This is a genomic window from Candidatus Tisiphia endosymbiont of Xenochironomus xenolabis (assembly GCF_964264705.1).
GTDB lineage: Bacteria > Pseudomonadota > Alphaproteobacteria > Rickettsiales > Rickettsiaceae > Tisiphia.
Map to the genome: position 1 here is coordinate 1,222,761 of NZ_OZ183473.1, position 22,332 is coordinate 1,245,092.

Sequence of the window (22,332 nt, forward strand, 5' to 3'; positions counted from 1 at the left end):
ACTCTTCGCTAATAGACGAAAGTACTTTACATAACCTCAGTATATCACTATTTATTTGTACACTAAGTCATTATATTCTTTTTTTAGCAAATTAGTAATTTTACTATCTTCAAAGATGACATTTCGCTCACCAAGGTTAATCGATTTAATCCCCTTAACTTCTACAGCTGTACCAGTCATAAAACATTCATTAAACTCCCCTACCCTATCTGGAGTTATATAATCTTCTATAACCTTGATATTTAAATCATTAGCAAGTTTTATAATTGTTTGACGCGTTATACCATTTAAAAAACTATCAGCTATCGGAGTGAATAATTGATCATCTTTAACAAAGAAGATATTTGCCGTACTACATTCAGCAACATATCCCCGCCAATCTAATAAAATTGCATCATCGTACCCCAGAGACTTAGCTTCTTTCTGGCATACTATCATCATATTATAATGTCCTGATGATTTACATTGTGGGGGCAATGAGTTTGGATGACATTTTCGCCAACGAGCAATATGCAGACTTAAGGCTCCAGAAGGTCTAAGAGTTGATGGAACAGCAGCGATTAATAGATTAACCGATAAGTTTACATTAGTCAGATTAAGAGATTCACTACCAAACCAAATTAATGGGCGAATATACGCATCTTTAATATTATTTTTTGTTATAAGTAGCTGGTGAGCTTCTATAATATTTTCAAAACTATATGGCACCTCTATGCTTAGACTTTTTGCTGACTCTATCAAACGTTGTGTATGTTCTTCTAATTTAAAAATTTTACCATTATAGGCTTTTTCTCCTTCAAAAACTCCACCAGAATAATGCAAACTATGAGTAAGAGCATGTATCTTGGCTTCCTGCCAAGCAATAAATCTACCATTAATCCAAATATAACCTGATAATTGATTAAGATTTTTAAACGGCTTTTCAGTTAGTATATTTTCTTGTATTATTGTCATTGTTAATATTCTACTATTAAACTATAGTAATTTTTATTACCTAAAATTTATTTATGCAAAGCTCAAAACCCCACATTCTTGTAGTTGATGATGATACTAGAATACAGAAACTTTTAAAACGGTTTTTGTATAAAAACGGCTTTTTAGTATCAACAACACATTCTGTCGAAGGAGCTGAGGAATTATTAAAATCTTCTATTTATGACTTAATTATTTTGGACGTCATGTTACCAAATGTTACAGGACTTGATTTTGCTAAAACTATAAGAGCTACCAAAGACCTTGTACCAATTGTTATGCTAACTGCATTGTCAGAACCAAATGATCGTATCAAGGGCTTAAAAGCCGGGGCATCAGATTATTTAACTAAACCTTTTGAACCGAAAGAATTATTATTAAGAATCAACAATCTATTAAATAGCTATAATAATTATAAAAAACAAGATAAAATCAAACGGTTAGGCAATAATTATTATAATTTCGAATCAAAGGAATTTATAAAAAATAATCAACTGGTACCATTAAGCTCTACAGAGACAAAACTACTAGAAGTACTATTAACCCACATCGGACAAGAAATGAAACGTGATGAGTTATCAAAAATAATGGGAGGACTCAGCCCTCGTTCTATCGACGTACAAATTGTCAGAATAAGGAGTAAGATAGAAGATGATCCTAAAGAACCAAAATATTTAAAAACCATTCGGAATAGCGGATATGCTATCTATACATAAAATTATTCCACAAACATTACTGGCTAGATTTGTACTCATTATCATTGTTCCGACATTAATAGGACAAATTCTAGCAGTGTTTTTGTTCTATGATCGTCACTGGTATAATGTTTCTTACTATACTAGTAATATTATTGCTAATGAGATTATTTCCCTGCTTGAAAAAGACGATAATAATTTATTAGAAAAAAATACCATAGCGACAAATTATTTAAATTTGTCATATCAGTTTTATCCAAAATTAACCTTGCCATCCACGCAACCTAGAATTAGTGAAGAATTAGAGATTTTTAAAAATATTATTAACGTAAAAATTAATAAAAATAATATAGTAAAGCTTAATGATTCAGGAAGAATTGAAGTACTACTTCAATTAACCGATGGTTTAATACAAATAACTTTCCCAGCAAAATTGTTGATGAATCCAACTGCCTATATTTTTGTCTTGTGGTTAATCTTCTTAACCATTTTACTACTTTCTGTTTCCTTAATCTTCTCTAAAAACCAAATTAAATCCATTTTAATTCTGGCAGATGCGGCTGATCAATTTGGGCAAGGAATCACCAAATTACAAACATTTAAACCTTCTGGGGCAAAAGAGATAAGAAAGGCTGGTATTGCTTTTCTTAAAATGAAAGAACTCATTGAAAAGCAAATTAGCAAAAGAACTAGAATGCTTGCTATGATTTCACATGATTTATGTACTCCGTTAACTAGAATGAAGTTACAATTAGAGCTAATGAACAAATCTGAGGAAACAGAAGGTCTTAGGGAAGATATAGTTGCTATGGAGCAAATGATAAAATCATATCTTGATTTTGCTAGAGGAGAAAATGGAGAAGAAGCTCAAATAATCGAATTATCTTCTTGGATGTTAAATGTTACAAATAAATGGTCTGCCAATATTGAGTTAATTACGATAGGGCAAACAGTATACACACAAATTAAGCCTAGCAACTTTGAACGTGCAATATCTAATGTAATAAATAATGCGATAAAATATTCTACAAAAATAAAAATTACTATATGCTCTACCTCTACTAATGTAATAATAAAGATTGAAGATAATGGAATTGGCATAAAGGACGAAGAGAAATTATTAGTATTTAAAGCATTTTACCGTTCAGATAAGTCCCGTTCACTTAATAATTCAGGGAATGTTGGACTTGGTCTTGCTATTACTAAAGAAATAATTATTGATCATAGTGGGACAATATCATTACAGGATAGTAAAGCTTTAGGCGGGTTATTGGTTGAAATTTCACTACCTATAGCTAACCCGAGAAAGTTTTAGCCATCAATTGACTATAGTGTCGTCCCTGTTTCGGTGCGATATCTATAGATTCCGCACCGAAGCGGGAATGACACAAGGGCAGCTGTCACCCCTGCGAAGGTAGGGGTCTAGAGCATAACTATTGAAAGTTAGAAGAAGCAGCGGTTTTAGACCTGGTAGTTTAAAAGTCGTATATGGGGTAACGTCATTGCGAGGAAGACCGCAGGTCGACGAAGCAATCCATAAAAGTAACCAAAGATGGATTGCCACGACCTACTTGCGTGGTCTCGCAATGACAGAAAAGATATCTAAAACCCACATCTTCTTCTAACTTTCGACAATTGCGAGATATAGAGATTCCTGCACCAAAATAGGGATAACATTTAAAAACTTACCAAGATTAGCTATATAATACAAAAGTAAATATGAGTACAATCAACAAAGTAAATCATTTAGCTATCATCATGGATGGTAATGCTAGGTGGACATTAGGGAAAGACCTACCTAAATTTGAAGGACATAGAGTAGGTGCTGATAAAGTAAAAAAATTATTAGCAAATTTTATAGAACTTAATATACCTTACGTTACACTTTATACTTTTTCATTAGAGAATTGGCGTAGATCAAAGACTGAGGTCACATTTTTATTGAAATTATTACGTTATTATCTAAAAAATGAGACTGAGGCACTGCACAAGAATGGGGTTAAAATAAAAATTATCGGTAAATTGGATTTGTTGGATTCTGTGTTACAAAAACAAATTCATGATGCTATGGAATTAACAAAACATAATAATAAAATAACTCTTTGTCTTGCTTTTAGCTATGGCGGGCGAGCAGAAATTGTTGATGCCTGTCAGAAAATTATCGATTCTGGTAAAACAAATATTGGTGAACATGAGTTTATTAATTATCTGTATGATCCAGAAATGCCAGATGTAGATTTATTAATTCGCACTGGTGGGGTATATAGAATCAGCAATTTATTATTATGGCAAATCGCATATGCTGAACTATATTTTTCACCTAAATACTGGCCTGACTTTGACAAACAAGATTTATTAGAAGCGTTAGATGATTACTCAAAAAGGAAGAGGACTTTTGGTGGCAGGTAAGAAAAAGTCTAATATATTCATGAGAGTATTATCAGCCTTAGTAATAGGACCGGTATTTATTATATCGATAATATCTATCAAGTCGTTATTTTATATATTGATGTTATTAATTGCCGTAGGTATGTTATATGAATGGTATCAGATGACCAAACCATCAATAACCAAATCGTCCTTTCTTTATGGATTATTTGGGTTGATTATTATTCCCATTCCTATTATATCTTTAGTAATAATTGCTACTGAAGATAAAAATCGGTGGCTATTATTACTCTATTTTACTATAATATGGTCAGTTGATATATTTGCTATGATTGGCGGGAAAAATATAGGCGGTATTAAACTTGCTCCCAAGATTAGTCCTAACAAAACTTGGAGTGGATTAATCACAGGAGTATTAGCTAGCGGGGTTGCGGCATTTTTATTGAGTTTGCTGCCAGGGTTTGATTTGCCAACTTACTATTTGTTAAACAAACGGCACTTAATTATAGCAGCTTTTTGTTTAGCACTAATAGCACAAATGAGCGATTTATTTATTTCATATTTCAAACGCAAATTTGCTATTAAAGATAGTGGCACTATAATACCAGGTCATGGAGGCGTTTTAGACCGATTCGACAGCATAATTCTCACCGCCCCAATATTATTTTTATTATTAAAATATTATGAATTATCAATATCTTATTGATTTAGTTAAAAGATCCAAAATTATAATATTTAATGTTTTGCTTTCTTTACTATTAGCTTATTTTATTTTCCATTCTATTTATGGTAATAGGGGAATTATTGCTTATTTTACATTAAATCAACGACTGGAAAAAGCCTATAGTGAGCTAGAAACTTTAAGGGCAGAACGTGTTGAACTTGAACATAAAGTAAAACTACTTAGACCAGAATCTCTAGACAAGGATATGCTTGACCAAGAAGCTAGAAGAGTTCTAGGAGTGGCTTCTCCAACAGAACAGGTATTTACCGTAAAATATGTGGTAAGCAATATAAAAGATTAGGAGGTTATTATTAGTACTATAGTTTTTTACAATGATATTCCAGAAAATTTTAATATTGCTGGAGACTTAGCAATCGATACAGAAACGATGGGATTAAAAGTGCATAGGGATAGATTATGTCTTTTGCAAATGAGTAATGGTGATGGTGATGCTTATCTAGTAAACTTTATTGACAAGAACTATGCAGCACCTAATTTAAAAAAATTATTACTTGATAAAAATCGGTGTAAAATATTTCACTATGCTCGATTTGATTTAGCCGCAATAAAGAAATATCTTGAAATTGATTTAGAGAATATCTTCTGTACCAAAATATCTTCTAAATTGGTTAGAACCTACACTGATTCCCATGGCTTAAAAGATTTATGTCGCGAATTGCTTTCAGTGCAAATTTCTAAACAACAACAATCTTCCTATTGGGGAAGAAATGAGCTTACGGAAGAACAAAAAGAATATGCTGCCAAAGATGTCCTTTATTTACATCAGCTACGTTCTATCTTACAAGATAGATTATTAGCCGAAAATAGGCTAGACCTTGCAAAACAAATTTTTAAATTCTTACCTATTAGAGCTAATTTAGATCTGATAGGCTGGAACGATATCGATATTTTTATGCACTAAGATTCCGCACCGAAGCGGGAATCTGGATACCTGCTTTCCCAGGTATGACATTAAAAAGACAAAACTATATAGTAATAAAACATGTTAACTATCAGTAAGTTTTTTTTCCTACCAATTAAATCACATATTAACGTTAGTGATAATATAATTGATGGACTTAAAAGATTGGGGATCATCAATTTAAGAGATTTGCTATTTTACCGCCCTACTTCTTATCAAGTTAAAACAATTTCGCCCAATTTATCTTTACTGAAAAATGGACAGTTAATTCAAGCGGAAGTAACAATTGAAGAAATTCTTGTTCCCAAAAGCAGAAAGCAGCCTTTAAAAATCTTAGTATCTAATGAGACTGGTTCTATTCTACTGATATTTTTTAATAGACCACCTTATTTTTTGCTAAATAAACTTACGATAGGTAGTAAGCAAATAATTGAAGGCAAGGTACAAATATTCTCTAGCTTAGCTCAAATATCTCACCCAATATTTATTTTTGATAAAAAACTTACCAACTCTATACAATCAATTTATCCTTTAACTTATGGAATAATTAATAAGCAACTTTATTCCTATATAATAAAGGCTATTGATTTGCTTGAAAGAGAGTGTAACAGTATCCCTAAAAATTTTCAAGAAATAAAGGATTATATTGAATCTTTATTAAATGATTTAAAAATCATGCATTTATACCAAGTTCATGATACTAAATTACAAACTCAATCCTTAAGACGATTAGCAGCAAGAGAACTATTTGCTAACCAGCTATCATTACAACATCTCCGTCAACAAACAAAATTAAAACAAGGTAATTCATTTACTAAATCCGTTCAGCTACAACAATCAATACTTAAAATATTAGGATTTGAACTAACATATGACCAAAAAAAAGTCATTGAAGAAATTGAAAAAGATCAATTATCTCCTACAGAAATGATGCGTTTACTGCAAGGTGATGTAGGGTCTGGCAAGACCCTGGTAGCTTTATTAACAATAGTCAATGTAGTATATCATAAATTTCAAGCTGCACTAATGGCTCCTACTGATTTATTAGCAAATCAACATTACCAATTCTTTGTTAAAGCCTTAAGTGAAAGCGGAATAAAGATTGGTTTACTTACTGGAAAAATATCTAGCAAAGAACGCAATAAGCTATTATCAGAGCTAGAAAACGGAGATATTGATATATTAATTGGCACTCATGCATTATTTCAAGAAAAAGTAATTTTTAAAAATCTAGGTTATATTGTCATTGATGAGCAACATAAATTTGGTGTACAACAACGGCTCGATTTAATTAATAAAGCTTCATATCCAGATGTTTTAGTAATGACAGCCACCCCTATTCCTAGAAGCCTTACTTTGACTATGTTTGGAGATATGGATATTTCTAAATTAACCAGTAAGCCAAAAAATCGACTACCAATTATTACTAGCATCTTACCCAAAACAAAACTAAATAATGTAATTTCCGTTTTGGATAAAAAACTAACATCTGGAGAAAAAATTTACTGGATATGCCCCCTTATCGATCAAACTAATGAAGAGTTAGTAACCCAGGAAAAAAACACTAGACCTCTTGCAAAACTCGCTTATGCTGAGGAATTTGAAGGAGACGCGGAACGCAGAACCGCAGCGTACTCTAATGTACGTGAGGATTCGAGTACCGCATCATTGTCCAAATTACCAGCAGAAGTAGAGTTTTGCAAGAGGTCTACTGGGCTGACTGACGTTAATACCAGATTCATTACCATTGAAACCGCCTACCCTAACATTACAACTACTATACACGGCAAAATGAAAAATGAACAAAAAGATGCGATTATGCAACAATTTAAGAATGGTAATATTAAAATTCTTATTGCAACAACTGTAATTGAAGTGGGTATTGATGTCCCAGATGCCACCTTAATCGTCATAGAGAATGCCGAGCAGTTTGGTTTAGCTCAATTACATCAGATAAGAGGTAGAGTTGGACGTGGAATGTTACAATCTCATTGTATTCTTCTATATGATCCTCAAAAATTAACTATACTTGCAAAATCTAGATTTGAAGTGATGAGAAATAGTAATGATGGCTTTTATATAGCTGAGCAGGATTTACTGTTAAGAGGTAGCGGAGAAATATTAGGAACAAAGCAAAGTGGTGAGATAAGATTCTTTTTTGCTGATCTAGCTAGAGACTTAGACCTTTTAACTAAAGCTAATAAATTGGCAGAAGAAAGTTCAAATAATCATTCAGAATTATTGACACTTCAAACAAAATTATTTGCTAAAGTAGAATTTAATGAATTAAACTAGGTTGTGAACACTCACAATTAATCATATAGTACACATTGTATAAAATTATCTCGAGCATGTAGTTTTTGGTTGTTGTGAAAGAAATATCGGTTAAAAAAATATGTAGTTAAATTAAAAGCTTGTTTTTTATCATTATTAGTAATTTCATACTTAGTGGAGGTTAAGAATTGTGGTAATATTAAAAGCCTGTCTTGATATTTCAGCCCTTCTGATAAACAGACTGCTTTTCCAGATTTTGGTGAGACATATTTCAGATTCTCCTGGCTACCTGTTACTGTACATTTATCCAACTCAAGACCATATCCCGATTCTTGGAGTATGGCTAATTCAAACCTAATATACTCTTCAAAAATAAAATTATTTGCTAGGTTGTTTAAATATTTTACAAAGATTGGGAAAAAATTATTGTGATTTTCTCTTTCATGAAATGCTATTTTAATCAAGCTAATAATTGAATTAAAGGCATATAGCTTAATTTTATTAGTTATTAAAAGACCAGTGTAAGATTTTATTAATTCACATTTAGCCATTCCTATATGTTCATGTAATCTAGCTTGCCAAAAAAAATCAACAATATTACCTTGCTGATTTATAGTGCCAGACTTTCTAGATGTTTCTCGTATTACCCCAGAATATAAGCCATGATTTTTAGTAAAAACTGTAATAATAGCCGAATTTTCTTTTAATGGTTTTTTGCCAATTATTATTCCTATATCTTTAAAATTCATATTCAAGTCTGTTGTAATCGCATATGGCTATATGAGTTTGGGTCATCTTGCCAAAGTTCACGTACTTTTACAAAAAGAAAAAGATGAATTTTACAATCAAAAGATATCTGCATTTCCATTCTTGCCTTAGAACCTATTTCTTTAATTTTACAACCATTTTTTCCTAAAATAATAGTCTTATAAGAGTCTCTTGAAACAACTATTACTTGATGAATTTTGATAGATTTATCGTTATTTTCCTGCCACATTTCAGTTTGGACGGTTAAATTGTAAGGTAATTCTTGGTGGAGATTCAAAAATAATTGTTCCCTAGTTATCTCAGCTGCTAAAAATCGCATAGGCAGATTAGTAACATCATCCTCTTCATATAGCCAAGGCGATTCTTTAGCTTGGCTTTGGATATAATTGAGTAATTTATTGACATTTTTGCCGGATAAAACGGATAGCTTTAATATATAACTATCTACGAACTGAGAATTTAGAGTATTTTCTATTTCTTCTAGATATTCAGAAGGAATATCAATTTTGTTTAATAAGAATATTAAATTTATTTTAAGAGTTTGCAATTTTTTGAGTATTTGCAAAGTAAATTGATCAATAGGTTTCGTACTATCTATGATCAATAATACTAAATCTACACCATGTAAACTTGACCATGCACACCGTACCATTGCTTTTTCCAGCTGTTTCTTTGGTTCAAATATACCCGGTGTATCTAGTATTATCAGCTGTGTATCTTTTATGGTAACTATTCCGGTTATAATAGAGCGGGTAGTTTGAACTTTAGGAGTAACTATCGATATTTTTTGTCCAATAAGTTTGTTTAATAATGATGATTTACCAGCATTTGGTTTTCCAATGATAGATATGGATATTGTCTTTTGAAATATTTCCATGGACTAGCCTTACAACTTATAAATTGTTGAGGTAATTCATTAATTTACGAGCAGCGACTTTTTCTGCTTCCTTAACTGAATGACCAGTACCAGTTTGTTGATATTCATCCATCTGCACTAATACAGTGAAGATGGCGGCATGAGGGGATCCTTCTCTTTTAATCACTTGATATACCGGCTTTTCACTTCCCTTTTTTTGGGCTAATTCCTGAAGAGTACTTTTAGGATCATAATCAGCTAAATCAATAATATCTATAAATTCATACCATAAATCATATATTATTTTTTTTACGGTATCAATATTACTATCAAGATAAATGGCAGCAATTAATGCCTCCATAGTATTTTCGATATTATTAGGATTTCGTCTTCCTCCTAATAGCTCTTCGCCGTAAGTCATAATAATATAGTCTGACAAATTGATCTTGGCAGCTACCTTACAAAGTAATTCTTTACAGACTAGATAAGCTCTAATTTTTGCTAATTTCCCCTCATCATAAGTAGAGAAATTTTTAAATAGAATTTCAGTAATAACAAAATTAATTATTGTATCACCAAGTAATTCTAAACGTTCGTAATTCTTTTGGACTCCATGCTTTACGGTATGCTGTTTTAGAGAAGGGTGGCTTAATGCTTCCAGTAAGAAATCTTTATTATTAAAATTATATCCTATATCTTGCTCAAGTTTTTCCGGAGTAGAGAGTGCTGATTCTTTATTTGTGATCATTTTGTATTTTATCTGTATAAAGAGAAGTAAATAGTCTGTTAAATCTAATAGACGCCAACCAAGTACCAACACGGAATATTTGATTAATTATCCCAATATCACTTTGCCATAATTTTTCTTTTGTCGAAAAATAAATAAATTGTCCTTTGGCAATAAAGTTTTTGAATGGAACAAATCCTAGTTCTATCCTACTATCATTTGATTCATCTCTGTTATCACCAAGAAAGAAATATTTTCCTTCTGGTACATAAAAGATTTCTGTATTACCATATTGATTTGCTAACAAACGATCATTTTGTTTTAATTTATAAGAAAAATAATTTACGCCGTTAGGTAATATTTCCTTATATTTTATGTAACTTCTTCCTTCTTCACTTGTATATGTCCCAACTTCAGTACGATCTATAGCTTTATCATTTATATATACTACATCATTGATTAATTGTATTTTATCTCCAGGTAGCCCAATTAATCTTTTTATATATCGAATATCCATATTATTTGGTGGACGAAAAACTACTATATCCCCTCTTTGTGGTTGTGATGCTAATATTCTATCGTTAAAAATATTAGGGCTGAAAGGAAGAGAATAATTACTATATCCGTAAGAATATTTTGTTGAGAAAATATAATCATTTTCCAGCACTGTCGCTTTCATTGAACCTGTTGGCACAAAGAAATTTTCCATCACAAAAAATCTTATCATCAGTGCCAAAAATATTACAAAGATAAAAGAGGCAAATTCTTGAATTGGTGTTTTTTTGTTAGTAGCCTTACCTGTTATTTGCATATGTAATAATTATTTAATAATGAGTTAAATATGAACAATGATAATCCATTAATATGTTTAAATCCAGCAATATTTTGAATTGTTTTCTTCAAAATATTTGAGTGTGACTTAAGAGTACTAACTCTTGCCACTCATCTTCATCAATAATTTTAATCCCCAGCTCTTTAGCTTTCTTGAGTTTACTACCAGCATCGCTACCTGCCACTACTAAATCAGTGGTAGACGAAACGCTACTGGCTACTTTAGCTCCTAATTTTTCTGCCTGAGATTTGGCTTCTGCTCTTGAGAGAGTTAGTAAGGAACCAGTATATACCACAATTTTGCCAGATAATGCAGTTTTAGTTGTTTGTTGATTATGGTCTTGAATATTTAGAATTTTACTCAGTTGCTGAATAGTTTGTAAATTTTCTTTAATATCAAAAAAGTCGATAATATCTAGCAAAATCTTATCGCCTATTCCTTCCAGATCATTTAACCTTTGGTAAATTGGCTGTTCACCTTTTAACAAAGATTCCATAGCTGTTATGAAATTATTATAATTCTGAAATTCTCGAGCAAGTAATTTGGCGGTTTGTTCACCAATATGTCTGATTCCTAGGGAATAAATGAATCTATTTAGGGAAACGGTTTTGGCTTTGTCAATATTGGCAAATAGGTTTTCTACAGATTTTCGCCCCCATCCTACCATATTTTCAAGCTTGACTAAGTTTTTTTCATTATTATTTTGTAAATAAAAAATATCCACAGGATTTTCTATTAAAGATTTTTCCAGCAAAAATTCTATTTGCTTTTTCCCCAAACCATCTATATCTAAAGCATTTTTAGATGTAAAATGGCAAATTCGTTCATAATTCTGAGCCGGACAATTTAAACCATTATCACAACGAATAATTATAGTTTCTTGATTATAATGTAACTGAGAGCCACAAGATGGGCAAAGCTTCGGCATATCGATTTTTAGCGATTCACTAGAGCGTTTGGTAAAATCTACAGCAGTAATTTGTGGTATGACATCACCAGCTCTCTGCAAAAATACATAATCATTGATCCGTATGTCTTTTCTGATAATTTCTTGATAATTATGTAAGGTAGCTCGTGATACCCTAACTCCACCAATAGAAAGCGGCTCTAACTCAGCAACTGGAGTTAATACACCGGTTCTACCTACTTGTAGAGTAATGTTAATTAGTTTAGTTTGACCAATAATCGCCGGAAATTTATGAGCAATAGCAAATCTTGGACTTCTTGCAATAAAGCCCATTCTTTGCTGCAAAGCAAAATCATTTAGTTTATATACAACACCATCAATTTCATAAGGTAATTCTTCTCTAGATGAATTCAAATATTCATAGAAAGATTTCATCTCATCTTCAGAACAAGCTAATTTCCCTATATTATTGACGATGAATCCTAACTCTTTTAACTTATCTAATAAAATATCTTGAGAATCAGCTATTTTGCTACTGCTACTCCCCACAGCATAAACAAAATATCCTAGAGGTCTAATAGCTGTAACGTTTGGGTCTAACTGTCTTAATGACCCAGCAGCCGCGTTACGCGGGTTAGCAAATTTATCTTTTTTGGATAATTCTTGAGCTTGATTTAATAATAGAAAATCCTGCTTATTAATATAAACTTCGCCTCTTACTTCCAAAATTCCTGATGTTGCAACTATTGCATGAGGAAAATTCTTGATAGTCTTGATATTTTCCGTTATATCTTCTCCAATAAAACCATCACCTCTTGTCGCAGCTTTGGTAAGTATTCCATCCTCATAGGTAGCAGAAAAAGACAAACCATCTATTTTAGGTTCGCAAAAAATAGCCGGAAAATTATCAAGTCGTAGAAAATTCTTTATTCTATTGATAAACTCTGATACATCTTCACTATCAAAAGCATTACTAAGCGAAAACATCGGATTGATATGTGTTACTTTCGAAAATTTCTCTGCTACAGAACTACCAATTTGTTTAGTCGGACTATTTGCCAGTACCAGATGAGGAAATTTTTTTTCAAGTTCAAGATTTAAATTAAATAATTGATCATACTCAGCATCAGAAATTAGAGGAGCATCTTCTTGGTAATAGGCGTTATTATATTCTCTTATCTTATTTGCCAGGTGTTTTAGTAAATTTTTTACCTCTAATTCAGAAAGATGTTCAATATCAGTTGGAATATTTTGCATATATATGACGCTTGGGGCTATATTTATTATTAATAAGACCTATTTAAAGTAAATTCTAGTAAGGAAGCTAAGTGATCTTTATAAATATTTTGTATGGGGATTTGCTTTAATAAATTACTAGCTTCATTGTTAATAGCTGCTAAATAGTCGATAATTTGCTGCTTAATACAATGTTCTATCATCAAATCTCGTATTAGTTTAAACTCACTTTCAGTTCTATTATCTGCCTTAATCATTTCTTGAATTTTTAACTGCCACTTATCATCAAGCTTCTTATATAGGAAAATTAGTGGTAGAGTTATTTTCCCTTCTAAAAAATCATCACCTATATTCTTGCCAATATCACGACTATCCCCCAAATAGTCAAATAAATCATCAATGATTTGAAAAATATTGCCTAAATATCTACCAAATTTTTGTAAGATTTCACAAGTTTCATTAGATTGATTAGAAATAATTGCTCCTGCTTCACAAGATACACCAAATAATTCTGCAGTTTTAGCCATAATTATTTCATTATATTCTGTTTCGTCAATAATTCTCCGCTGATTCAATTTTACCAGTTGCGAAACCTCTCCTTCTGATATAATTGCTGAAGCTCTTGATAAAGATTTCATTGCTTTAATAGATTTTGTATCAACCATTAGCTGAAATGATTGGCTAAATAAGAAGTCTCCTACTAAAATACTAGCCTTGCTATTCCAGATAACGTTAGCAGTAGGTTTGGATCTTCTCATGGTACTTTCATCTACTACATCGTCATGCAGTAAAGTTGCTGCATGAATAAACTCTACAGCCGCAGCAAGCTTTATGTTATCCTCTCCTACATAACCAAACATTTTACTAGTTAAAATTGTTAGTAACGGTCTGATTCTCTTTCCACCAAATTCCAGCAAATATTTACCTATTACACTAACTAGCTCCTCTTTAGTAGCTAGGTGGGTTAAAATAAGCTTATTTAACGCAGAAAGTTCTTTGCTTAAGTCTTTATGTATTATTTTTATAGTGTCCAATTTATACTCACTTATTAATTAAGTTTTCGTTACTATAACACCGTTAAGGTTCTAGGTAACTCCTTTGTCTAGTTAGCTATACTATAGTCAATTGATGGGAAGTTGGTGACGTCGTCACTCGTCGCTCGCCTATTACTTATAGGCGTCGCTCCATCGTTCCTAGCCCCAAATTCCCCTGAATTGACTATAACAAAATTTTAGCTAACGGGAAATGTTGTAATATCGGTAAGAATTTTATATAGTTTTTTTCCTACTATTGCTGGTGTATACAAATTTTGAACTTTTTTATATGCACCTTCTATATATTTTTTAACAATCTCAGGATTATTAATAAGAAAAATTATAGATTCCGCTAATTTTTCTGCATCGTTAATTGGTACAATTACACTATCGTTTTCATGTGACAAAATTTCCCTAGCTCCGCAACTATCAGTAGATACTATAGGTTTCAAATTAGCCATTGCTTCCAAAAGTACAATACCAAAAGATTCTTTTATACTAGGAAGACAAAAAATATCAATCTCAGAAAAAAATTTAGTTTTATCGTTAATCCACCCTAACCATTTAATTTGTTTTTCAATTGATAACTGGTAAGCTAGTTTTTGTAAATTTTCTTTCTCTTCACCATCTCCACCGATAAGCAACTGAACCATTATACCTTGTGATTTGAGTATTTTAACAGCTTGTAGTAAAGTATTTATTCCTTTATCAAGGTGCAAACGTCCTAAGATACCTATAACAGGAATCTTATTCATAGAATACTGAAAATCAATAGTAAGATTATTTGCAATATAAGTAATATTGGGTAATACAAATATTGGCTTCAATATTTTTTTTCGTAACTCATTTTTCATATGTTCGGTAACGCAAATTATCGAATCTGTATATTTAATACCTTTGATACTATAACCATGTGATACACCGATACTAGGAACTAGTTTTTTTGCAGCCCAACCAGCAATAAATCCGGCATGGTTTGAGTGGGCTATAATAATATCAGCCTTAAAACTTTGTATTAATTTACGTATCTTTAGTATGGCAATAGGGTCTCGTGATCCTATGCGAGAAATTTTATGAAATTCTATATCTTTAATATAAGGTAAAAGATTTGCTTCACTCTCTGCCTTATTAGCAAAAATACACATTACCTCACATTGATGTTCCAATAACATGGAAACATAATCAATTGAAGCTTGCTCAACCCCGCCAAGCCCTTTATTTAACATTACATTAACTACTCGCATATAATTTTACAGAATTAGAAATCTTTCACATACAAGTCTATTGTATAATTTCCTTCTTATGATCATTATCAATCTCCAAAAAAGGTTGAATCATTAATTGTTTTAATAATTTTTGATGTTCATTGAAATCAGGCACTAGCTCTTGTATCCTTTTTGTTATACTATCACCAACCCGTATTTTTTCGGAGGCTTTTTTGTATAATGCTAGATAATATAATGGTAAAAACTTATCAAAATCAACTGTGCCTATTTTTCCTTTTTTTATATTATTGGAATCTAATTTATACTCAAAACTTATGTCCCCTGAGTTAGAGTCAGGATGATCTGATACGGTTTTTAGAAAATAATTAATCCCCTCTTTGTATACAATACGACTATCTTCAGAAAATGTTTTGAACCTACCTAAATTTAACAAGTAATTAGTTATAATATCAGTTACCTTTAAATAATTATTGACGACAACAAGTCCATTAATATCAAATTTCCCAAATGAATTTAGCTTGCACTCACTTGACAAGCGAAATCCAGTATTATTAGAAAATAAACTAAGGTTATGTATTTGAGCTCTCATTACATCGTTTGTTCTAGCAAAAAAATTTACATCTAAATCAAAAATATATTGATGATTTTCTAATTCAGTTAAATTGAATTTATCTTTATTATTGTTAACATACTCTAACTCTTCCATTAAAGATAAATTGTTAGGCAATGCTGATATATACGGCAATAAATACTGGATAGAATTTAATATATTATCGGAAAATCCTGATTTCAAATCAATTGTTGATTCAACCTTAAGGTGGCTAGCACGATTACCTTCTTCCTCTTTATTTTGATAGAAGAAGCTAGTCAAAGAGTCTTGGACATTGCTTGAAAATTTGCTGGATATCATTTTTATTTCTAAATCGTTAGCAAATTCACTATATATAGATTTATTTGTTTTTATATAAAACTTACCTTCAAAATTAAAAGGCATTGGCCAAGCAAATCTATATAATAAAAGACCGGCTGGTATCCTTCTGTTGATAATATTACTTTCTAAGATATTGGTTGAATAACTAATATTTAATTTTTGCGGTATATTATTTTTAAAATCTTCTAGATCAGTATAATATTTTTTCTTGTCTAGTGAAAATGAAATAGCTGTATGATCTTGATCATATAGCTTCTGTTGGTCAACTAAATCAAAGATTTTGCTTTTGTCAGATCTTAATTCCAACTTCTCGACAAAATTTATAATTTCAAACGGATCTTTTTTTTGTGTAAAAATCTTAAATAACTTCAAACTTAAAGGAATTTTTGCTATAAAAGAATAATTATCACTTTCAAATTTTGTACCAAATCCCAATTGAATAGGCTTATAACGACCTGTTGCGTTACCAGAATAGGTAATAAAGCAAGCTTGTTTTAGTAAGTCATAACCTATATAAATCGGAGTATGAAATTCAACTACACTAGTTTCTCCCTCTTCATGCCAACCAACTATTTGAAAGGCAATTTTAAATGGAAAACCATAGCTGGCAATTTTATTAAATTTAACAAAATATTTTTGTTCACTATCTATAGTATTAGCAGCGATGTAACGGTTACTATATTGTTGATTAATCTTACCAGCGACAGAACTAATAATTACAAACCATGAGACAGTATAAATCAAAAGGGTTGCAGCAATTATCACTGATATATATATTAACGTTTTTCGCATGCTAATTAATCTGAATTCGATATGACAAGTTATTCCAAAATCTATTATATCTACAAATATAACAGATTTTTATACTACACTAATAGCTGTTTTCATTATTTTTACAAGAAGTCTAATATTGCTTATTATTATCACGAATTTAGGCTAATTACATAATTTTACATATTCACGGTTTAACTGCACTATATCCCAAAACCATAAAATAACTATCATAATAAACATTATTAGTAAATAAACTACTATTGAATCACATGTGGCAGTAGGCACTATTATGAATATAAAAGACTGAATAAAAGCTCCTAGAGACTTACCAAATTTGGTACTAATAACCTCAGCAGCAGCTTTACCTTTTGTTCGAAGTTCTAATGATAAAGGAATATATGCCATTTCCTTTGTTGAATCAAATAACGAATATTTAGTTGATTTACTTAAAATATTTTGTATCCCTCCAATAATTACAGCAGCATAAATTGGATTAAAGTCTTTAATACCACAACCTATATCTTCTGAGAAAATAACAAAAATGAAAAACATTAAACCAGTTATCGAAAACATCAAAGGTGTTAATAATGCTGAAACTAACCAAGTAAATTTCCTAATCACATTACTGCCAACTACCATAAAAGTCACGCAGGAAATTCCCATCCAAATATTAAACCTGCCCATAAAGTTTATATAATCTAACGTATTGGGATTAAGCTCTCTTACTTTAGCTTTCCACGGACCTTCCACTATATTAGTTAGTGCTCCATAACAAATTATCAATAAAGCAATGCGTCCAACATATTTTGAGCTAATAATTAGCCTGATACTATCCAGAAGTGGTAAAGAGGTTTTTGCCTGTATTTGAGTTACTTTAAAATCAGCCATTAATCCCTTATCATGCAAAATCAGATAATTAATTAACCTAAATAACAACATTGAAATTATACCGGCAAATACTATTATAGACATAATTGGTTGTAACATTAGTTCTGAATTATATTGTAAATCTTCATCTATTATCATTTGGGTATCTGATATCTCTTGTACATTTGAGAAAGCTACTAATACATTACCAGCTACAATTAAGCCAACATTGCCTACCATTCCTAAAATTGGATAAAAACGTTTTGCATTATTTGTATCAAAAATATTATTAGCAAATTGCCAAAACATTAGGTTAATAATTACGGCACTCCATAATTCTGCACAAACATACATGATAGCGTAACTCCACTTACCCATTATCTTGATAAACCACCGAAAATTAGGATACAAAGATACTAAATGTTCTATCTGCTCAGTATTTGGATGATAAAACTCCTGATTAGGATAAATGACATAGGCAAATATCAGAAAAAACAACAAAAAGCTTGAAATTATTATATAAAAAATATATTCAAAACGGATGTGATTACTGAGCTTTACATATAATACAGCGAATAATATAGAAGATGGCAAAACAAGCCAAAGTTTTAAAAAGCTGATAACCTCCGCTCCCATTGATGGCACAACTAATCCGTCTTTAACAGACCTCAGAGCCCCAAAATTAAAAAGAACACAGAGCATCATTAATGCCATAGGTAGAAAAAGTTTCAACTCCTCCCTCTCTATTGGCCAAATGATTTCCTGTATTTTAGAAAAAATATTTTTGAATGGTAACATTATTATTACACAAAGAATTACCTAAAGATAGAGGCTATATTTCATATATGGTGAAGCTGCACTAGCACTTTTAAAGCTCTATGACAATAAAGTCAATGAAAATTAGCATATTTCTCTATTAACAAAATTAGTTACGTGACAAAATTATATAGTTTTTTCAAGCTTTCGTGTGAGCATCACTACAATTATATCATGAATTTCGTTTGCACTAAGATCTGCAGCGTTTATTTTTACTATTCTATCTGGAAATTTATCTGATATATATTGAAATTTATCATAGACTTTTTGATGAAATTCAATATTCTTACTTTCAAATTTATTATTATTACCTCTTGCCCACGCCCTTGCTAAAGCAATATTTGGCTCTATATCAATAAAAAAGGTAATATCAGGCATTACAGGTGATATTAGAGATTTATGAAGGTCATAAACTAAATCAGTACCTACCTCTTGCCCTTGATAACAAGCCGTAGAATCCACAAACCTATCACAAATAACTGAGACCCCAGAATTGAGTTTAGGAATAATCCTTTTATGAACATGTTCGTAACGTGCCGCCATAACTTGCAGCAATTCTGACATAGGTAATAAATCTTGATAAACTAAAATGTCACGCATTTTCTCAGCTGCAATAGTTCCGCCCACTTCATGTGTTAAATCTGCCCGGATATTTTGTGATAATAAATACTGGTGTAGCATATCACTCTGGGTAGATTTACCACACCCTTCCCCACCTTCAAACGTAATAAATTTACCGTTTTTAATTGACATAACTACCACTATTCATTTCATGTAACCTTGAAATAGTTCTCTTAAATTCATTACTACGCAAACCATTCTGATATATTTTTACTGGCTCATCTTGTAAAGTCATGAATAGTACCACCTTATAAAAATAAGCATTATCAACAAAATTGATAAACCTAACAGCTAAATCTGTATTATCAGAACTTATTATACGAATATTTTCTACTATTATAATAGAAAATTTTTGACAAATATCTACATAATCAACATAACCTAATTCTCTTACAAATAGCTCTTCAAAATCGGTCACTAATATTTTCTCACCAGCCATGTTAAAAGATATTTTCCGTCCGAAAACAGCAATATCCTTAGGAACTAGCTGGTTATTATGATTTAACTTGCCAATAAGTTGCTGTATCTCCAATTTATTATGTTCATTAATTGGATATATTATGCGTCTGCTAGCCGTTTGCATAATTTTATCTAATCGATAATCATGATCACTATCTAAGTACATGACTTCAAACCTTTGATAAATCTCTTTAATTATTGGCAGAAAAGAATTTCTTTGTAAACCATCTTTATACAAATCTTCTGGTTTGGTATTACTGGTAATGAAGATAAATACCTTACATTTTATCAGTTCAAGAAGTAGCGGTCCTATTATCATAGCATCAGCTATATCTTTAATTTCAAACTCGTCGATACATATTACTGCTGCTTGTTTTGCATAATTTGTCGCAATGCTTTTTATAATATTATTTTTAGACTTTGATTTGTCTTGTAACTGATAAATATCTTTATGTACCGATTGCATCAAATTCTGGTAATGGATCATTAATTTCTTAATTTGCAATATTTGAAAAAAATGTTGCATTAATACAGTTTTGCCATTACCTACATTACCATATAAATAGATACCTTGTTTTGCTAATAAACTGCTATTAAAGAACCTCAAAAATGACTTATCTTCAATTTGTTTAGCAAAATTCTTGATTCTACTAAGCAGAAACAGCTGCTTTTCATCAAATTTTAATTCAGACAATCGATTATATTCTCGTTAAGGTTATTATTATGAGCCATCCTGAACTTGTTTTAGGATCAATAGCTAATCAAACTTGAGCATTCACGGTTTTTCAATTTCACCATAAATTCTTAATTTTTAAATGTAATTTTTATTATAGCCCCTATATTTTTTATTCTGTCGTGAAAATGTAGGGTGCTATAATTATCAACCCTAAAAACACCTAGGATTATTAAACCCTATTTCATTAACTTAATGCGTATGCTTTATGGAACTTCCTTATAGTTTCAAGCAGTTCTTCGTTTTTATAAGGTTTATGGATTATATATGTCGCTTGTTCTTGTAAGAACCCTTGTATTTCCTTATGATTGCTAGACAAACCACTTTGAAAAATTATAGGAATATGGGCAAGATTTTTGTTACTTCTGATCTGTTTATGTACTTCATAACCTGTCATATCAGGAAGAGAAATATCAAGAAATATTATATCTATTTTATTAGCATATATTTTAAATAAATCAACTGCTTCTTGTCCGGTACAAGCATTGATAATTTTATATTTTTGTTCATGACGTAGCACTAAATTTATTGCGTCATGGCAAATTGGTTCATCATCAACAAAAAGTATAGTAAATATTTTTATAATATTATACTTTGTCATCATTTTGCACCTCTTTTTCATCGTATACAGGAATCATAAATTCTACCTTTGTTCCTTTTCTACGGTTATTTTCAACAGAAATATGCCCCTTATGAGCTAGTATAATTTCCTGGCAAATAGATAAACCAATGCCAGTACCAATAAAATTATCATTAGTTCGTGAGCTACAAGTAAATATTTCAAAAACAGTTTCAAGCTCTGAGTCTGGAATTCCTATACCTGTATCGATTAAGCTAAAACACCAATAAGGATTATTTTCATAATTCTTTAAATTAATTATTGCCACAATTAATCCTTCTTTAGTGTATTTAAGGGCATTATTAAATAAATTATTTAATAATTGGTTAATTCTAATTGCATCTCCATTAATCATTGCTTTCGTAATACTATGATTAATAAGAATAATATTTACTTGATCATTAAATACATTTAATTCTGTAAGTTGTTGTACAATATTTTTTATAGAATCTAATAGATCCATAGCAGCAAAATTAAACTTCATCCTCCCGGTACTAAACTTAGATAGGTCTAGTAAGTCATTAATTAACTTTATAATATGCTGACTATTCTTAGCTATTATACCAACATACTTTACATGCTCTTGCTCATCCATTTTATCCCAATTCTCATATAAAAATTGTGCTATACTACTTCCTCCATGTATTGAAGTCCTAATTTCGTGAGTCACGTGATTTAAAATATTATCTTGTTCTGATAATTTTTGTTCTAATTCTAATATTTTAGTTTTTGAATTACTCTTTAAACTGAACCATGAAAACATCCTATACCTACAAATATAAAAAAATACAGGAATCAAAAATATAACTAAAATAGCCCAAATAAGTTGGAACATATGCTTATTTTATTTAAAATAATTATATATTACTTTGTTTTCAAGAATTACTTTTTCATTTTATCATGAATTTGCATACTCACATATCTTATAGTGGTTAGTATGGACTCACCATC

General features: G+C 30.8%; 21 protein-coding genes. 7 read left to right on the top strand and 14 right to left on the bottom strand.

Translation table 11 applies throughout. From position 1 onward, the window contains the following. Positions 1 to 51 precede the first annotated feature (51 nt). Complete coding sequence (locus ACFELY_RS05925; protein WP_375333905.1) at positions 52 to 954, bottom strand: branched-chain amino acid transaminase; 903 nt, start codon at positions 952 to 954, stop codon at positions 52 to 54. Between the two features lie 53 nt (positions 955 to 1,007). Here ACFELY_RS05925 and ACFELY_RS05930 point away from each other — a divergent pair, with 53 nt between their 5' ends. From ACFELY_RS05930 to ACFELY_RS05960, 7 genes are all read left to right on the top strand, one after another. Then, positions 1,008 to 1,688, top strand: coding sequence for a response regulator transcription factor (locus tag ACFELY_RS05930; protein WP_375333906.1), 681 nt, complete (start codon positions 1,008 to 1,010; stop codon positions 1,686 to 1,688). Then, positions 1,672 to 2,982 carry a sensor histidine kinase gene (locus ACFELY_RS05935; protein ID WP_375333907.1) on the top strand — a complete coding sequence of 437 codons (1,311 nt, stop codon included), beginning with the start codon at positions 1,672 to 1,674 and terminating at the stop codon, positions 2,980 to 2,982. Before ACFELY_RS05930 ends, ACFELY_RS05935 begins: the two co-directional genes overlap by 17 nt. Before the next feature lie 404 nt (positions 2,983 to 3,386). Continuing rightward, a complete protein-coding gene (gene uppS / locus ACFELY_RS05940) occupies positions 3,387 to 4,076 on the top strand; it encodes a polyprenyl diphosphate synthase (protein WP_192866928.1) in 690 nt (229 codons plus the stop codon). Further along, on the top strand, positions 4,036 to 4,761 hold the full coding sequence (locus tag ACFELY_RS05945) for a phosphatidate cytidylyltransferase (RefSeq protein WP_094649263.1): 726 nt from the start codon (positions 4,036 to 4,038) through the stop codon (positions 4,759 to 4,761). Before uppS ends, ACFELY_RS05945 begins: the two co-directional genes overlap by 41 nt. Next, a complete protein-coding gene (locus tag ACFELY_RS05950) occupies positions 4,739 to 5,080 on the top strand; it encodes an FtsB family cell division protein (protein WP_094649264.1) in 342 nt (113 codons plus the stop codon). Before ACFELY_RS05945 ends, ACFELY_RS05950 begins: the two co-directional genes overlap by 23 nt. Before the next feature lie 9 nt (positions 5,081 to 5,089). Next, on the top strand, positions 5,090 to 5,701 hold the full coding sequence (locus ACFELY_RS05955; RefSeq protein WP_341759876.1) for a ribonuclease D: 612 nt from the start codon (positions 5,090 to 5,092) through the stop codon (positions 5,699 to 5,701). Positions 5,702 to 5,782: 81 nt separating this feature from the next. Beyond that, positions 5,783 to 7,996 (top strand): ATP-dependent DNA helicase RecG, encoded by a 2,214-nt coding sequence (locus ACFELY_RS05960; RefSeq protein ID WP_375333908.1) that lies wholly within the window; start codon positions 5,783 to 5,785, stop codon positions 7,994 to 7,996. 17 nt (positions 7,997 to 8,013) lie between these two features. Here ACFELY_RS05960 and recO read toward each other — a convergent pair whose 3' ends face one another. The 13 genes from recO to ACFELY_RS06030 all read right to left on the bottom strand — a co-directional run bounded on the left by recO (position 8,014) and on the right by ACFELY_RS06030 (position 22,144). After that, positions 8,014 to 8,724, bottom strand: a complete 711-nt coding sequence (gene recO / locus ACFELY_RS05965; protein WP_341759129.1) for a DNA repair protein RecO — start codon at positions 8,722 to 8,724, stop codon at positions 8,014 to 8,016. Positions 8,725 to 8,726: 2 nt separating this feature from the next. Next, positions 8,727 to 9,620, bottom strand: a complete 894-nt coding sequence (era, locus tag ACFELY_RS05970; RefSeq protein WP_341759130.1) for a GTPase Era — start codon at positions 9,618 to 9,620, stop codon at positions 8,727 to 8,729. 16 nt (positions 9,621 to 9,636) lie between these two features. Continuing rightward, positions 9,637 to 10,347, bottom strand: coding sequence for a ribonuclease III (gene rnc, locus ACFELY_RS05975; RefSeq protein WP_375333909.1), 711 nt, complete (start codon positions 10,345 to 10,347; stop codon positions 9,637 to 9,639). After that, the gene (lepB, locus tag ACFELY_RS05980; protein ID WP_375329814.1) at positions 10,334 to 11,137 is read right to left on the bottom strand and encodes a signal peptidase I; all 804 of its coding nucleotides are present in this window, start codon (positions 11,135 to 11,137) and stop codon (positions 10,334 to 10,336) included. The genes rnc and lepB overlap by 14 nt, the downstream gene beginning before the upstream one ends. 88 nt (positions 11,138 to 11,225) lie before the next feature. Continuing rightward, on the bottom strand, positions 11,226 to 13,322 hold the full coding sequence (ligA, locus tag ACFELY_RS05985) for an NAD-dependent DNA ligase LigA (RefSeq protein ID WP_375333910.1): 2,097 nt from the start codon (positions 13,320 to 13,322) through the stop codon (positions 11,226 to 11,228). Positions 13,323 to 13,351: 29 nt separating this feature from the next. Beyond that, positions 13,352 to 14,335 carry a polyprenyl synthetase family protein gene (locus tag ACFELY_RS05990; protein ID WP_341759134.1) on the bottom strand — a complete coding sequence of 328 codons (984 nt, stop codon included), beginning with the start codon at positions 14,333 to 14,335 and terminating at the stop codon, positions 13,352 to 13,354. A 197-nt stretch (positions 14,336 to 14,532) separates the two neighbouring features. Continuing rightward, positions 14,533 to 15,579, bottom strand: a complete 1,047-nt coding sequence (locus tag ACFELY_RS06000) for a glycosyltransferase family 4 protein (RefSeq protein WP_375333911.1) — start codon at positions 15,577 to 15,579, stop codon at positions 14,533 to 14,535. Between the two features lie 37 nt (positions 15,580 to 15,616). Further along, positions 15,617 to 17,284 carry a hypothetical protein gene (locus ACFELY_RS06005; RefSeq protein WP_375333912.1) on the bottom strand — a complete coding sequence of 556 codons (1,668 nt, stop codon included), beginning with the start codon at positions 17,282 to 17,284 and terminating at the stop codon, positions 15,617 to 15,619. 144 nt (positions 17,285 to 17,428) lie between these two features. Beyond that, complete coding sequence (locus ACFELY_RS06010) at positions 17,429 to 18,931, bottom strand: Npt1/Npt2 family nucleotide transporter (protein WP_094649192.1); 1,503 nt, start codon at positions 18,929 to 18,931, stop codon at positions 17,429 to 17,431. A gap of 144 nt (positions 18,932 to 19,075) precedes the next feature. Then, entirely contained in the window at positions 19,076 to 19,702 is a 627-nt protein-coding gene (gene tmk / locus ACFELY_RS06015) for a dTMP kinase (protein WP_375333913.1), read from the bottom strand. Further along, positions 19,692 to 20,723: a cell division protein ZapE gene (gene zapE / locus ACFELY_RS06020; protein WP_375333914.1), complete on the bottom strand. Its 1,032-nt coding sequence runs from the start codon at positions 20,721 to 20,723 to the stop codon at positions 19,692 to 19,694. The genes tmk and zapE overlap by 11 nt, the downstream gene beginning before the upstream one ends. A gap of 226 nt (positions 20,724 to 20,949) precedes the next feature. Then, positions 20,950 to 21,366, bottom strand: coding sequence for a response regulator (locus ACFELY_RS06025; protein WP_375333915.1), 417 nt, complete (start codon positions 21,364 to 21,366; stop codon positions 20,950 to 20,952). Continuing rightward, positions 21,350 to 22,144 (bottom strand): sensor histidine kinase, encoded by a 795-nt coding sequence (locus ACFELY_RS06030; RefSeq protein WP_341759140.1) that lies wholly within the window; start codon positions 22,142 to 22,144, stop codon positions 21,350 to 21,352. Before ACFELY_RS06030 ends, ACFELY_RS06025 begins: the two co-directional genes overlap by 17 nt. Positions 22,145 to 22,332: the final 188 nt, after the last annotated feature.